The sequence below is a fragment of the Neorhizobium galegae genome (genome assembly GCF_021391675.1).
Taxonomy (GTDB): domain Bacteria; phylum Pseudomonadota; class Alphaproteobacteria; order Rhizobiales; family Rhizobiaceae; genus Neorhizobium; species Neorhizobium galegae_B.
The window spans coordinates 361,719-375,604 of the sequence record NZ_CP090096.1 but is presented as its reverse complement, the minus strand read 5'-3'; the positions used below and the strand labels follow the sequence as shown (position 1 = coordinate 375,604).

Genomic DNA, 13,886 nt, shown 5'->3' with positions numbered 1-13,886 from the left:
TGCCGCAAAGCCCGGCGCTTGTCCACCGTTACAGCAGGAGGACCACAACATGAAAACGCTCGCATTGATGACTTGCGCACTGCTCTTGCCGCTCGCCGCCTCGGCGCAGCCGCCGCAGACCAACCGTTTCCAGCTTCAGCGCACCGAGACCGGCATCGTCCGGCTCGATACCGAAACCGGCGCGATGACGCTCTGCCGCGACGAGAACGGCACGCTCGCCTGCCGCATGCAGCCCGACGAAAGGGCGGCCTACGAACAGGAGCTCGATCGGCTGGCAAAACGCGTCACCGCGCTTGAGGAGCGGCTCAGCAACATTCCGCCGGATGCCTTGCCGAAAGCGCTGCCGAGCGATGCGGAAGTCGACCGCTCGCTATCGATCATGGAGAAGTTCATGCGGCGCTTCATGGCGATCGTCGGTGAGTTCGCGGACGAAAAGGAGCCCGATAAACCACAACCCAATCGTACGTGATTTCCCGCACTTGTTTCGGGTCTGCGAGAGGTTTACAACTTTCTAAGATTCATTGGCACGACTATGCTCTTGGGAGGGGGCGTGGAAATGCAGACACTCACGATCATCATCGCAGACGACCACCCGCTGTTTCGCGGCGCGCTCAGCCATTCGGTGCGGGGCATTGCCGAAGAACTCGTGATCATCGAGGCCGGCGATTTCGAGGCCGCGCGGCGCGCGGCCGAAAACAATCCCGATGCCGACCTGATGCTGCTCGACCTCGCCATGCCGGGGGTCAGCGGCTTTTCCGGACTGATGTCGCTCCGCGCCGAATTTTCCGGCCTGCCGATCGTCATCGTCTCGGCCAGCGACGATTGCACCACCATCCGCCGCGCGCTGGAACTCGGTGCTTCCGGCTTCATCTCGAAATCCTCCGGGCTCGACGATATCCGCGCCGGCATCCAGACGGTGCTGGAAGGCGACATCTGGGCGCCGAAAGACTACCTCGCCGGACCGGAAGAAGATTCGGGCCTTACCGAGATCATCGAACGGCTGAAGACGCTGACGCCGCAGCAGAACCGGGTGCTCTCCATGCTCGGCGAAGGACTGCTCAACAAGCAGATCGCCTATGAACTCGGCGTCTCCGAGGCGACCATCAAGGCGCATGTCTCGGCAATCCTCCTCAAGCTCAATGTCGACAGCCGCACCCAGGCGGTGATCAAGCTCGGCAAGATCAACATGGCGTTGGTGGCCTGACACGGGCCATGGCTGAAACAGGATTTTATTCCTCTCATCCCTTTACGCGAGGCTGAGGTTCCGTTAAAATTCGGGGTGCGCGCGAGCCGGCAGCCCGCTGGAACGAGGCGTTCAAGAGTCCGGTCGACAAAAGTCTGATCGGTAGGGTTCTGATCGAGAGGTTCGCAGAGCGCTGGATTGCCCGGCTTTGTCTCGCGCACCGGTCACGGGTACGGACGACGATGCTGTCACATGATACGATCTGGAGCGCAATCGATACGCTCGCCCAACGCCACCAGTTGACGCCTTCCGGGCTGGCGCGACGCGCCGGCCTCGATCCCACCTCGTTCAACAAGTCGAAACGGCTCGGACCGGACGGACGGCTGCGCTGGCCGTCGACGGAATCGATCGCCAAGGTGCTCGAGGCGACGGGCGCCACGATCGACCAGTTCATGAGCTACCTGCCCGCCGTTCCCGGCCGCTCCTCGATCCCGGAAGGCAATTTCCCGCCGCAGAACGGTGCCATCCCGCTGCTCGGGTTTGCCCAGGCCGGCGCCGGCGGCTTTTTCGACGATGGCGGGTTTCCAGCGGGTCAGGGCTGGGATGTGGTGGAATTTCCGGTCGATCCGTCCCGCAAGGCCGGCGTCTATGCGCTGGAAGTCCAGGGCGAGTCGATGATGCCGCTTTATCGCGACGGCGACGTGCTGATCGTCGAGCCCGGCGCGCAGGTGCGCCGCGGCGACCGCGTGGTCCTCAAGACCAAGGAGGGCGAGGTGATGGCAAAAGTGCTCGCCCGCCAGAGCGCCCGGACTGTGGAGCTGCTCTCCCTCAATCCCGAACATCCGAACCGCACCTTCGACCTTTCCGACGTGGAATGGATAGCCCGCATCATCTGGGCGAGCCAATGAGTGAATGAGTAGGAAACTGCTCCTACCCAGCCATCAATAAAGCCCGTTCGGGAAATAGCGCAGGTAGATATCCTGCAGCCGGCCGTTGCGCGACAGAACGCTGAGCGCCTGGTCGAAGGCGGCGGTCAGGAGCGGGTCGTTCTTGCGGAGCATGATCGAGAGGCCTTCGCCGAGGAATTTCTCCGAGAGATAGGGGCCGTCGAAGAGAGCGCAGCATTTCGCCGAACCTTCGCCCGCCACCCAGAAGGGCAGTCTCAGGCCATCGGAAAAGGCGGCATCCACCCTGCCCGTCTTCAGGGCCTCCAGCACCGCCTCGTAATTGTCGAACGGTACGGCGGCGATCTTCGGAAAAAACGCCTTCAGCATCAGCTCATGGGCGGTACCCCTGACGACGCCGACGGATTTGCCGGAAAGCGCTGCCGCCGTATCGCCGTCGATCCTGGCCTTCAGGTTGCGGGCGAAACGCGCCGGCACGCCGAGATAAGGCCGCGAGAAGGCAAACCGCTGGCGCCGCTCCGGCGTCACGGCCATGCCGGCCATGACCGCTTCGCCGGCGCCACCCTCCAGGGCCTTTTCCAGCTCGTCGAAAGGCAGCGCCTGAATCTGGCACTTCGCCTCGATCTTCAGCTCGGCGCAGATTTCGCGGGCAAGATCGACATTGAAGCCGGCAAGCCTGCCTGTCTGGTCGGCGAAATTGAACGGCGGGAAATCGACGCTCGTCAGGATGCGGATCCGGATCACGGTGGAAAGATCGGGGCGGGCGAGCCGCTCCTTGGCATCGAACATCAGGGGCAGCGGACTGCTGCCTTCGGCAGCCCGAGCCGGGACCGCGGCGGCAACAATTCCTCCGGTTAGAAGGCAAAGCCGCAGAAGACTGAAGAACCCCTTGATTTTCGGGGATGCAATCATGGGATGCATCTCTATGATCCAGATCGGGACAGGTTGGGGCGCTCGCTTGCGGGCGGTGTAGCAGAGACATGCGCTTGAGGGAATATCCGCCAGCAGCGCTGCCGGTGCAAGATGATGCGCGGAACAATTCGGCGTCGTCCGGAAACCCGTCAGCCGACAACGGCAGCGCTGCCGGCGATCCGGAATTCCTCGCCCTGTCGGCGCTCGGCTTCTCCAAGCCACTGCTTTCGACGCTGACCGACAGGGCGCGGCGCAACGGCACCAGCATCGAAAGCGAACTGCTTCACGGCGGCCAGGTCGACGAGGCGGCCTATTACGGCGCCATGGCGCGTTACCTTCGCCTGCCCTTCATCGCGGCGATCGATCCGGGCTCGGTCGCCGACATACCGGGGCTCGATACCCAGTTGCAACGCCCGAACCAGGTCAGGATCAACCATCGCCACAAGGCGCCGCAGGTGGCGGTCGTGCCCGAAGCGAGAAGGCTTGCCGACCTCAAGGCGGCCCTGCTTGCGATGCCGCTGCTCGGACAGGACCTTGCCATCACCGCTCCATCTGCGATCCGCCAGGCCGTCTGGAGATCAGGTGCGACGCGGCGCGTGCGCGAGACGATCAACGGGCTGTTCGATCGTTTTCCCGAGTTCTCGGCCCGCGTGGTGCTCTCAGGCGCCCAGGGTTTTTACGCCGGGCTCGGAGTGGCCGCCCTCGCCGCTGCGCTGATCGCCATGCCGATCGAGACCCTGCTTCTGCTGCATATTCTTCTGTCGCTGATCTATTTCGCGTCCCTCAGTCTGCGGTTCGCCGCCTTCACCCGGCAGCAGTTCGGGGGCCCGATCCCGGCGGCCCTGCCGCCTCGAGAGGATGCGCTTCCCTGTTATACGGTGATGGTCGCGCTCTACCGGGAAGCTGCGGTGGCGGAGCAGCTGATGGCCAGCCTCGGGCGGCTCGACTGGCCACCCTCCCTGCTCGACATCAAGCTCATCTGCGAGGCGGACGACCAGGAAACGATCGCGGCGCTGAAGGCGCTGAAGCCGGCCTCGCATTTCGACATCGTCGAGGTGCCGCCTGCAACGCCGCGCACCAAACCCAAGGCGCTCACCTATGCGCTGGGGGCTGCGCGCGGCGAATTCCTGGCGATCTACGATGCGGAGGACAAGCCACATCCGCAGCAATTGCGCGAGGCCTACGCCCGCTTCCGGACGTCGCCGGTGGCGATCGCCTGTCTTCAGGCGCCGCTGATCATCAACAATGCCCGCGAATCCTGGATCAGCGCATTGTTCTCGCTCGAATATTGCGGTCTCTTCCGCGGGCTGCTGCCAATGCTGGCGCGCAGACAGATGCCGCTGCCGCTCGGCGGCACATCCAATCATTTCCGCGCAGACGCCCTGCGCGCCGCCGGAGGCTGGGATCCGTTCAACGTCACCGAGGACGCAGATCTCGGTTTTCGCCTCTATCGCCTCGGCTATCGCGCGGATGTCATTACCCGCCAGACGGTCGAAGACGCGCCGACCACGATGCGCGTATGGCTCGGCCAGCGCAGCCGCTGGTTCAAGGGCTGGCTGCAGACCTGGCTGGTGCTGATGCGCGACCCGCGCCGGCTGGTCGGCGAGATGGGTTTTCGAGGCTTCTGCATCTTTCAGCTGATGATCGGAGGCATGCTGGTCTCTTCGCTCCTGCATCCGCTGATCATCGTCTTCATGGGAGTTGGCGCCTATTACATGCTGGAGGCGCCGGTGGACGAGATCCCGGCCGCGGTGCTCTCCCTTTTCATCATCGACACCATCAACATCCTCGGCAGCTACCTGATCTTCCTCGGGCTGGGACGGGGTCCGATGACCGAGCACGAACGGCGGCTGGTCGGCTGGCGCTGGATCGGCGTGCCGCTCTACTGGATGATGACCTCGGTCGCCGCCTGGCGGGCGGTGATCGAGCTGCGGTCAAAACCCTTCTTCTGGAACAAGACGCCGCATCAGCCGACCGGCAAATGAAGCTGATCCCTCAGTCAGGCTTGGCATGCCGGAACATTTATGCTCCCCGGGCGTCAGGTGGAAGGCTCTGAGAATGGAGGAGACAAAGCACACCTACTACCGTTATCACGGCGGCATACCCGCGCCTGGCGTCCTTATCATCAAGTTCTGTCTCTCCGGCGACGAGAGCCGCGGAGAGACAGCTAAGCCATTGGTCCAGCGTTCGCAGGGAGGCGCGGATGCTTCGAAGTGGACTATTCACAACGACAGACCTTCCGTCGTATCTACCCCGGCCAGGAGAAGCCGCCCCGGTGCATGGCTGAGCCCAGTTGTGACCCTCGTGCTACGCGGCGGGAAGAAAGACATACGTGGAAAATAAGCAGTCAAATATCAGGGCGGCGGCGTGGATGATGACATCCATCGCATTGCTCCTGCTCATGGCCGTCTCGGGTCGTGCCGTAACCCGCGAGATCGACGTCTTTCAGGTGATGGAGATGCGCTCCGTCATCGCCTTCTTCATGCTGCTGCCGCTTGTCCATCGCGAAGGCGGCATCAAGGCGATGCGAACGGGCATTCTGCCGAGCCACATAGGCCGCAACGTTGCCCACTATGTCGGCCAGTTCGCCTGGCTGATGGGCCTTACACTGATCCCGCTGGCGCAGGTCATCGCCATCGAGTTCACCGCCCCCATCTGGGCAGCTCTGATGGCCGCGGCGTTTCTCGGGGAACGGCTGACATGGCGTAAAAGCGTGGCGATCCTGTTCGGTCTGGTCGGCGTGGCGCTGATCGTGCGCCCCGGTGCGGCGGCGCTCAACCCGGGTCACCTCATCGTGCTCGGAGCAGCCTTTGTATTCGCCATATCCTTCATCACCACAAAGGCCCTGACACGTTCCGACAGCGCAACGAAGATCATCTTCTGGATGCTCGTCATTCAATCGGTCATCGGAATAGTACCGGCACTTAACGTTTGGGTCTGGCCATCTGCAGCCACATGGCCATGGATCTTCCTGATCGCGTTTACAGGTACCTTCGCCCATTATTGCATGGCGAAGGCATTGTTCCATGCCGACGCAACGGTAGTGATGCCGATGGACTATCTGCGCGTGCCGTTGTCCGCCCTCCTTGGTTACCTCCTGTATGCCGAGGCTATCGACAGCTTTACGGCGATCGGTGCGGGACTGATCCTCGCTGGTAATCTTTTCAATCTGCGCCGTCCTAACGCCAACCGGATACAGGCCACCCCATCCTGATGGTCGTCGGGAAAGTGGTTCGATACCGCATCCTTGTCGTTCTCCTTGGCGGAATCGCTGGCTGATACCAGATCATCGCCGTAATTAATGTGAGCGGATTTATGCGATTATCTTGCGGATAACCGCACACCCCGTCGACTTAAAAAAGCACGCCGATCCTGCATCTCAGCGGTCCCAGGCGCTGCCTCACGCTCAGCCCGCGAGCCGACTGCCGGGAACCCCTGCCCGCGCAAGGGCCATTAGCATCGGACCGACGGCGAACTCGCCTCTTTCGGTACGGCGGGTGAGATCGCGCAGATAACCGCCGGCCGAGTTGATGTGCCCTCCCCTCTCGAGAATGCAGGCCATGACGGTCGCGGCATTTTCCCTCCCCATCGCCATACACGCTTCCTCATACGCGGTAGGGCTGACCCTAAGCATGGTGCGGACAACGGCGGCCGCCGCCATCAGGTCGCGCCAGTTGTCGATCCTCCCACCCGGCCCATAGTCTCCGATCTGCGGGCAGGCCTGGAGCACGAGCCCGAGCGGGAAGGATTGCAGTGATTTCGAGGCTACGCCGTCGTTGTGGGGCGCTCTTTGACTGCTCTGTTTACCTCCGGCGGGTTCACTCTGCGGTTGGAGGTTGTCCGGCGGGGGTACGGCATGCGTGGTCTCGTGGCGTGGTTCAGATTCAGAATGGTATTTAAGATTAGAATTCTGTTTGTGGCGCTCAATCTGAGACTCTCTGGCGTCGATTTTTTGCGTTTTTACTCGAATTTCCAACACGTTGATAATTTCCGAGCGCAACATGTCCATCTCCTCCAGAATGGGAGCGATGGTTTTGACGGTGGCGACACGCGGAATCCGCCCCACAAGCGTTCGGAAGATGTCGAGGATCGTCCCCCAATCCCCGGGAACGCCTTCGTCGAAGGCTGCGGCAATCAGCTTGGCGACATCACGCCGGCAGACGGTGAGCCGGTCCCGGGTAATCCGCAACAGTTCCCGATCGGCAACCACCTGAGCGGCTAGGCTCTCGATCTCGGCAGCACGCGCCAGAAGCGGGGCGAGGCTGAAGCCGAACGCCTCATTGATCTCTCCAGCCCTACTGCGACGAGCGTAACGTTTCCCGTTCGGGCTATCTTTGCGCAGGATCAGGCCGGCATCGATGAGAACGGCAAGATGTCGTCTGAGGGTCGCAGCCGTCATGCCACGGGCGCGGAGAGAGAGCTGGGCGTTCGAAGGGAACACGACGAGACCCCTCGCCTCGGAAATTTCGTCATCCGGATAGAAGGTCAAGAGCGCGTCAAGCACTGTCAGGGCACGATCGGTCACCCCCAGCGACGGCCGTGCCTCGCAGACGGCTCTGAACAGCTTCCATTTGTTACGGGTAATTCCGGGTTCTATCGTCTCGGCGAGTTGCTGATTTACCAACATGCCAAGCGACATCGCCCGCCGCCCAAAGGGCGTCGTCACATACCTACTCTCCATCTGCCTTCACTTTCGCTAAGGCAAAAGAAATCCGCACGCCCAAACGGCGTCTAAACTCTTGACAGTGATTCGAGGAAATGCGATTCTGGATTTGCTAAGATCTGAGAAGGGCTTCCACGACCATGTCGCTTGGGGGCCTTTTTCTTTTGCGGTTTACGCTCCTTTATTCTGCTGGAATTCTGCAAAGAGACCCTGGAGCCTCTCCTGCACGAATTGATCGAACCCAGGCGCAGCCTTGTTATCGAAAACAAAAGTTGCGCTCGATGCGTTCTTCTTGAACTGGACCGGAACCCCGGAAATTTTCGCGTTGACGGCAGGAGCCTTGGTTACGGCTGGCCTTCTGGAAGCCAGCGCCAGCGCTTGATGAAACCGCTCGTCGCTTGATAGCGGCCGGGAGTTGTCCGCGGACAACTCCGCCAGAACCAGATCAGGATCCACACTCTCAAGGCGCTCTCCCAATTCCAGCCAGCGTCTGCGGCCGATCTCCGGTGCCGCGCCGATGGCTGTAATCAAGGCGATCGGCACCTGCCGCGTCACGATCAGCATCTTGGAGAGCGCGGCCTTATCCACGCCCAGCGCCGCCATGATTATATCGCGGGTAAAACTCCGTTGCTCGAGCCGCAAAGCGAAAAGCGCCCGCTCGATATAGGACAGGTTGGTTCGGGCGCTGTTTTCCTGCCCCTGGCTGACCACCAGCTGATCGTCGGTGAGTTCGCGGACAACTGCCCGTACGCGGATGCCAAGTTTCTTGACCGCAGCCAGCCGCCGATGCCCGTAGGCGACCTGATAGCGGCTTTTCGTCTGCGGGTGCGGCCTCACCAGGATGGGCACCTGCTGACCATGCTCGCGGATCTGCTCCACCAGTTGGCTCAGCTGGACGGCGTCGATCTCCAGTCGGTCTTCGACGAAGGACGCGTCGATAAGGCCAGGATCGATCTCGACGACGATCTGGCCTTGGGCCAGCTGCCGTTCAAGATCGTTCGCCCGTTCGACCTTTTCGGTGATATTGCCGAGTGTCTTGGTGATCCCGCCAACAGGTGCCGGATTGCGGGCCTGTGGCACAAAGCCGGCGATAGGGCGATTGTCCCTTGGCGCGACCGGTTCGGGGCGGGCCGAGGTGGAAGAGGATATCTCGATGAGGTTCTTTCGTGCCATCTAATTACTTCCTTCCCCACGTGGATCGGATATGGGCTTCGATCTCCGAATTCACGAGATTGAGCGACTCCCAGGCCCGATCGTAGGTGCCGCGTACGAATAGCGACCTTTCCACTTCATAGAGCGTTTGCTTCGTCACGCCGGCATCGGCGATGGCAGTCGACTTCAGCATCGCATTCTGAAGCATGCGGTTGCCGAAGATCGCGCGCATGAAGCCTGTCATCTGGCTTTGCGGGCCGTCATTGGGTTCAAATCTGGTGACGAGGTACCGCATCCAATCGTAACTCGTCCGGCCCCCTGCCCTTTCGACCACGGACATGAGCTCGCTCGTCATGGTCAGGAACTGGGACATCGACATAACGTCGAGCATTTGCGGATGGACGGTGATCAAGACGGAGGTGGCCGCGCAGAGTGCGGACATAGTCAGGAACCCGAGCTGCGGCGGGCAATCGACGACCACGACATCGTAGAGGCTTTCGATTTCTGTCAACGCCTCGCCTATCCGCGCGAAGAACATCGTCTCAGCGGTTCCGGATGCCATTGCCTTCGGGGTCTCGTGCTCGAATTCCATGAGCTCGAGATTGCCGGGGATCAGATGAAGATTGGGGGTATAGGTCGCGCGCACGATATCGGCGATCGGCCGCGGATCTTCGTACCGGATTGCGCCGTAGAGCGTCTCTGCCTCTCCCACGTCCAGCTCGGGCTGATGGCCGAACAGGGCCGAAAGGGAAGCCTGCGGGTCGAGATCGACTGCCAGAACGCGGTAGCCTCTCAAGGCCAGATATTGCGCCAAGTGGGCGGCGGTGGTCGTCTTGCCCGAACCGCCCTTGAAGTTCATGACCGACACGATCTGAAGCTTGTCGGCGCCCTTGCGAGCCGGAACATATTTCGGAGTTCCGTTGCGTTCGTCGAGGACCCGGCGAATGCGGTCCATATCTTCCGCACCATAAAGGCGCCGCCCATTGGCGAGCGGATCCGGGCCGTGGCCTTCGGCCGCGACCTGCCTCAGATAACCTTCGCCGATGCCTATGAAGCTTGCGGCTTCGGCAGGGGAAAAGAACCGCATCGTCTTTTGGGAAAGTGGCGGAAAGATTTTAGCCTGGTGCTGCTGGAGCTGATAGGACAGCTCCTGGGCGTCTGTTGCCAGAAGTGAAGGAAGATGCTCTTGATCGTCCTGGATAACGAGACTCGGCTGCATTTGTTGATTTCCCGTTTAACTGCGCAATTTTCACAGAAAGCGCTTTAACTGCGCAGTTATATTATGCCCCGATTCGTTACCGATTTACAAACGCTTAACCAAACCGCCATTTTCCCGCTGTTTTACGCCCAGCTGCGGCCGCTGACGCGTCTTTCTGCCCTCCGTTTCCGTTCGATTTGGCGCCAGGCGAATCTCGGTCATGCGGGGTAGTCCGCGGACTACTCGTATGGCACCTCGCAGAGTAGTTTGCTCGCGGAAGCCGGTCGCTGGCCTCTTCTTTCGTCAGCGGTGGTCCGCGGACTACTGCGAAGTCTTCGAAGATCTGGAGCTTGCGACTTGTGCGAATTGCGCCGCTTCACGAAGCGCGGAAACGTCGGCCAACCTCTTCGGCTACGATCATGAATGCTGGGAAAACGAGGCGGCACGGCCCTCCGGTCAACGAGCGTGAGCGGGGTTCCGGTTGCGGTCATCCCGGGGCGGATTGGAGTGTCCGTGCCTGTCTTGCTCGATATCCGCTTCCCGCCCATGGCGCGGAGTGCTTGTTTGGCGATCTGAAGGCTCGGTTGACGATCTGGGGGTGAGGCGTCGTCCGCCGCCCAGGCCGCGAATGTCCGACAGCAGCGACCAGCGGGCCAAGGACCTGGCCGCCGACCGCTCGGGCCGTTGGCGGGACAGCGTTGGCTTCGAAAGGGGTGCGCGCCGCAAAGCTGCCCCGACGGTTGGGGCGAGCGGCGGGATGTGATCGGAATTATGGGTTCTCAACCGCAGCCGGGGGAGGGGCGTCGTCGTCGCTCTCGTGGCCGAACCGCTCGAATGAAAGCTACCGCGAAGAGGCTGTCGCTCGGCGTGAATACTGGGGTTGCTGTGGAGGAGACCTGCCTCGCGGGGTATGGGAGTTTCATAAAGCGCGGGCGATGCAGTGACGGTTCCTTGGCGGCCGGCCGGCAGGAGACAGCCGATCGCGCGTTGCCGCGATATTCCGGGCTTTAGAGCGGCCTATTCATCAGAGAGCGGAATCAGCCGGTTTGCTCGGCTTCGGTTCAACGGTGATAATCTTTGGCGCGGCAATCGACGCATGTGCATCACTGTTCTCCGCAGAATCTCCTGGGTTCAATTTCAGCGGCCGGGGGCAGGGGAGGGGTCGTTGCAATCTGCTTCGGGACGGATAAGGCCTCGCTCTTTCGCAGATTGTTATGACCTGTTGGTGTATGCGATAGGTCATAAAGGCATGTCGACGAATCGGAATTTCGTCGGCATAGTCTCTCTGGGGTAAGAGCAAAGGCAGATTCATCGACGGCCTTGTGATGCTGCTTCCTCGAAGGGGTGAAATCTCCCTAAAATCCTCATTTTGCAGTCGACAGTCCGTGCGGTTTTATCTGTCAATCATGCGTAAAACCGCACGCGTGACTTTGCCTCGAGACGTGAACTTGCTGGTGACCGCGCCGCCGACAGTCAGACGGATGGGCTCGTGCTCAAGACCAGGCGCAGCCTTGAAACGCACCGACGGGGAGCTTCAGGTATCGCATGCCGTTGGCTTCCGGTTCCGGAAGCCGACCGCCATTGATGTTGATCTGCAGCGCGTGCAGGATCAGTTTCGGCATCGGCAGGGTGCGATCTCGCTTTTCGCGAATGGCGACGAATTCGTCCTTGTCGGGAGACTGCTTGAGATGGATGTTCTCCATTCTCTGACGCTCCACGGTGCTTTCCCACTGCGGCTGCCGGCCGCCCGGCTGATAGTCGTGTCCGACGAAAACCCGCGTATCCCCGGGCAGCGCCAGGATGGCCTGGATGCTGGACCACAGAGCACTTGCGCTGCCGCCGGGGAAATCCGCACGGGCCGTGCCGCCGTCCGGCATGAACAGCGTGTCATGCACGAATGCGGCGTCGCCGGCGACATAGGTGATCGACGCCAGCGTATGGCCGGGCGAATACATGACGCCGACCTCGATATTGCCGAGGGAGAACGTTTCTCCATCGGCGAACAAGCGGTCCCATTGGCTGCCATCGACAGGCAGGTCCGGCCAATTGTAGATCTGCGCCCAGATTTTCTGGACATCGATCACGTGAGCACCGATCGCCATCGGCGCGCCGGTCACGCTTTTCAGGTAGGCGGCGGCGGAGAAGTGGTCGGCATGCGGATGAGTGTCGAGGATCCACTGCAGGCGCAGGTCGTGCTGGCGGATATGGTCCAGCAGGGCATCAGCGTTATGGGTCGCCGTCGAGCCCGATTTCTCATCGAAGTCGAGAACCGGATCGATGATGGCGCAGGCCTTGGTTTGCGGGTCGCTCACCACGTACTGGATCGAACAGGTACGCGGATCGAAGAATGCAGCGACGTCAGGTCTATGCATAACTGGCCTCCCGAAGATCCGGTGCACGCGGAGAAAAGATCGCCCGTGCGGGATCGAATGTATAGAACTCGGTATAGGAAGCCGCATCCCGCGCCAGCTGTGCGACAGATTGAAGGATGAACTGGACGGTCTCGTCCGAAAGCAGAACGCTCAGATTGAGCCGTGTAAAGCCCGGTTTCTCGATCTCGTTGCCGTTCAGGATCGCCTGCCTGATCCGCTCCGACGTTTCGGGATCGATCGACAGCAGCCGGTGCACATACGGGCCTGCGCAGGCGCAGCCCCCGCGGGCCTGAATGCCGAACCGGTCGCTCAGCATGCGGGTGACCAATTGCTGATGAACATAGCTACCCTTGCCGTCCCTGATGCGAAACGAGAATATCGGCAGGTGCGCCATCGAGGGGGAGCCCAGAAGCTCGATCTGCGGCACGTCTTGCCAGGCGGCGAGCGCCCTTTGCGTGAAGACGTCGTTCAGCCGCCGGATTTCCTCCAATCCGATCGCATGTTTGACGAGGAAGACAAGTGCCGCACGAATGTCGCCGACGACATTGGGCGTTCCGGCTTCTTCACGGGCTTCCAGGCTGTCGCTGTAATCATGGCAGGTGGGCGATACGAATTTGACGGTGCCGCCGCCCGGCCAGGACGGCTTGTTGGTGACGACGGCGTCATGTCGCACGATCAGCACGCCGGAGGCGCCCGGGCCGCCGAGGAACTTGTGCGGCGAAACCACGATCGCGTCGATCTCGGCGCCTTGCTCCGGCGTCATCGAGATCGGCATGTAGGGTCCGGCGCCGGCGTAATCCCAGACGATTTTCGCACCGGCCTGCTTTGCAAGCCTGGTGACGGCGGCGACGTCGGTCGAGATGCCGGTTATGTTCGATGCGGCCGAAAACGAGCAGATTGTCAGCTCGGCGCCGGTGCCCTGAAGAGCCTCGTCCAGAAGGACAAGATCCGGGCCGCCGCGGCTGCCTTCAGGGATTTCGACAATCTCTGCGCCGCTCTCGCGCCAGGGCAGGATGTTCGAGTGATGCTCGTAGGGTCCGACGATCACGCAAACCCGCCGGCCGGAAGCGATCGCATCGGTAATGCCCAGCAGGTTGACGAGCCGATTGAGGCCAGCAGTCGCGCCGGATCCCGCAAAAATTGCGGCATGACGGCTATCTGCTCCGCAGCATTCCTTGATGACCGACCGCGCTTCACGCCGCAGGCGGGTCATCATTCCCCCGCAATAGGAGGCCTCCGTATGGCTGTTGGCGTAATAGGGCAGGACCTCATCGAGAACAAACTGCTCGACCTGCCTGAGCGCCCGTCCCGAGGCGACATAGTCGGCATAAACGAGATCCTTCAAGCCGAACGGCCCATCGACTTTCGCCCTCGAACCGATCAATCCGTCTTTCAACGTTGCGATCGGATCGGCGACTTCGAGGCTGCTTTTGAATTTGCCAAGAACGGTGACGAGTTCCTTTGATGGATTAAGATCGGCCTGTTCACGCATCGTCAGTTC

At 61.3% G+C, this 13,886-nt stretch carries 11 protein-coding genes; 5 read left to right on the top strand and 6 right to left on the bottom strand.

The annotated features are described in order from the left end of the window. Window positions 1-49 precede the first annotated feature (49 nt). The 3 genes from LZK81_RS24515 to LZK81_RS24505 all read left to right on the top strand — a co-directional run bounded on the left by LZK81_RS24515 (window position 50) and on the right by LZK81_RS24505 (window position 2,091). Entirely contained in the window at window positions 50-469 is a 420-nt protein-coding gene (locus LZK81_RS24515) for a hypothetical protein (RefSeq protein WP_233957637.1), read from the top strand. Window positions 470-556: 87 nt separating this feature from the next. Then, on the top strand, window positions 557-1,204 hold the full coding sequence (locus LZK81_RS24510; protein WP_046606579.1) for a response regulator: 648 nt from the start codon (window positions 557-559) through the stop codon (window positions 1,202-1,204). 221 nt (window positions 1,205-1,425) lie between these two features. Continuing rightward, window positions 1,426-2,091, top strand: coding sequence for a S24 family peptidase (locus LZK81_RS24505; protein WP_233957636.1), 666 nt, complete (start codon window positions 1,426-1,428; stop codon window positions 2,089-2,091). 33 nt (window positions 2,092-2,124) lie between these two features. Here LZK81_RS24505 and LZK81_RS24500 read toward each other — a convergent pair whose 3' ends face one another. Next, entirely contained in the window at window positions 2,125-3,000 is an 876-nt protein-coding gene (locus LZK81_RS24500; RefSeq protein WP_233957635.1) for a transporter substrate-binding domain-containing protein, read from the bottom strand. 68 nt (window positions 3,001-3,068) lie between these two features. On the opposite strand from LZK81_RS24500, the gene LZK81_RS24495 reads away from it, so the two are divergent. Then, entirely contained in the window at window positions 3,069-4,985 is a 1,917-nt protein-coding gene (locus LZK81_RS24495; protein ID WP_233957634.1) for a glycosyltransferase family 2 protein, read from the top strand. Between the two features lie 386 nt (window positions 4,986-5,371). Then, a complete protein-coding gene (locus tag LZK81_RS24490; RefSeq protein WP_105437202.1) occupies window positions 5,372-6,214 on the top strand; it encodes a DMT family transporter in 843 nt (280 codons plus the stop codon). Between the two features lie 192 nt (window positions 6,215-6,406). Here LZK81_RS24490 and repC read toward each other — a convergent pair whose 3' ends face one another. The 5 genes from repC to LZK81_RS24465 all read right to left on the bottom strand — a co-directional run bounded on the left by repC (window position 6,407) and on the right by LZK81_RS24465 (window position 13,877). After that, window positions 6,407-7,681: a plasmid replication protein RepC gene (repC, locus tag LZK81_RS24485; protein WP_233957633.1), complete on the bottom strand. Its 1,275-nt coding sequence runs from the start codon at window positions 7,679-7,681 to the stop codon at window positions 6,407-6,409. Between the two features lie 153 nt (window positions 7,682-7,834). Then, the gene (gene repB, locus LZK81_RS24480; RefSeq protein WP_233957632.1) at window positions 7,835-8,836 is read right to left on the bottom strand and encodes a plasmid partitioning protein RepB; all 1,002 of its coding nucleotides are present in this window, start codon (window positions 8,834-8,836) and stop codon (window positions 7,835-7,837) included. A gap of 4 nt (window positions 8,837-8,840) precedes the next feature. Further along, entirely contained in the window at window positions 8,841-10,034 is a 1,194-nt protein-coding gene (gene repA, locus LZK81_RS24475; protein WP_046606572.1) for a plasmid partitioning protein RepA, read from the bottom strand. A gap of 1,472 nt (window positions 10,035-11,506) precedes the next feature. Then, window positions 11,507-12,385 carry an MBL fold metallo-hydrolase gene (locus LZK81_RS24470; RefSeq protein ID WP_233957631.1) on the bottom strand — a complete coding sequence of 293 codons (879 nt, stop codon included), beginning with the start codon at window positions 12,383-12,385 and terminating at the stop codon, window positions 11,507-11,509. After that, window positions 12,378-13,877, bottom strand: coding sequence for an aminotransferase class V-fold PLP-dependent enzyme (locus tag LZK81_RS24465; protein WP_233957630.1), 1,500 nt, complete (start codon window positions 13,875-13,877; stop codon window positions 12,378-12,380). Before LZK81_RS24465 ends, LZK81_RS24470 begins: the two co-directional genes overlap by 8 nt. Window positions 13,878-13,886: the final 9 nt, after the last annotated feature.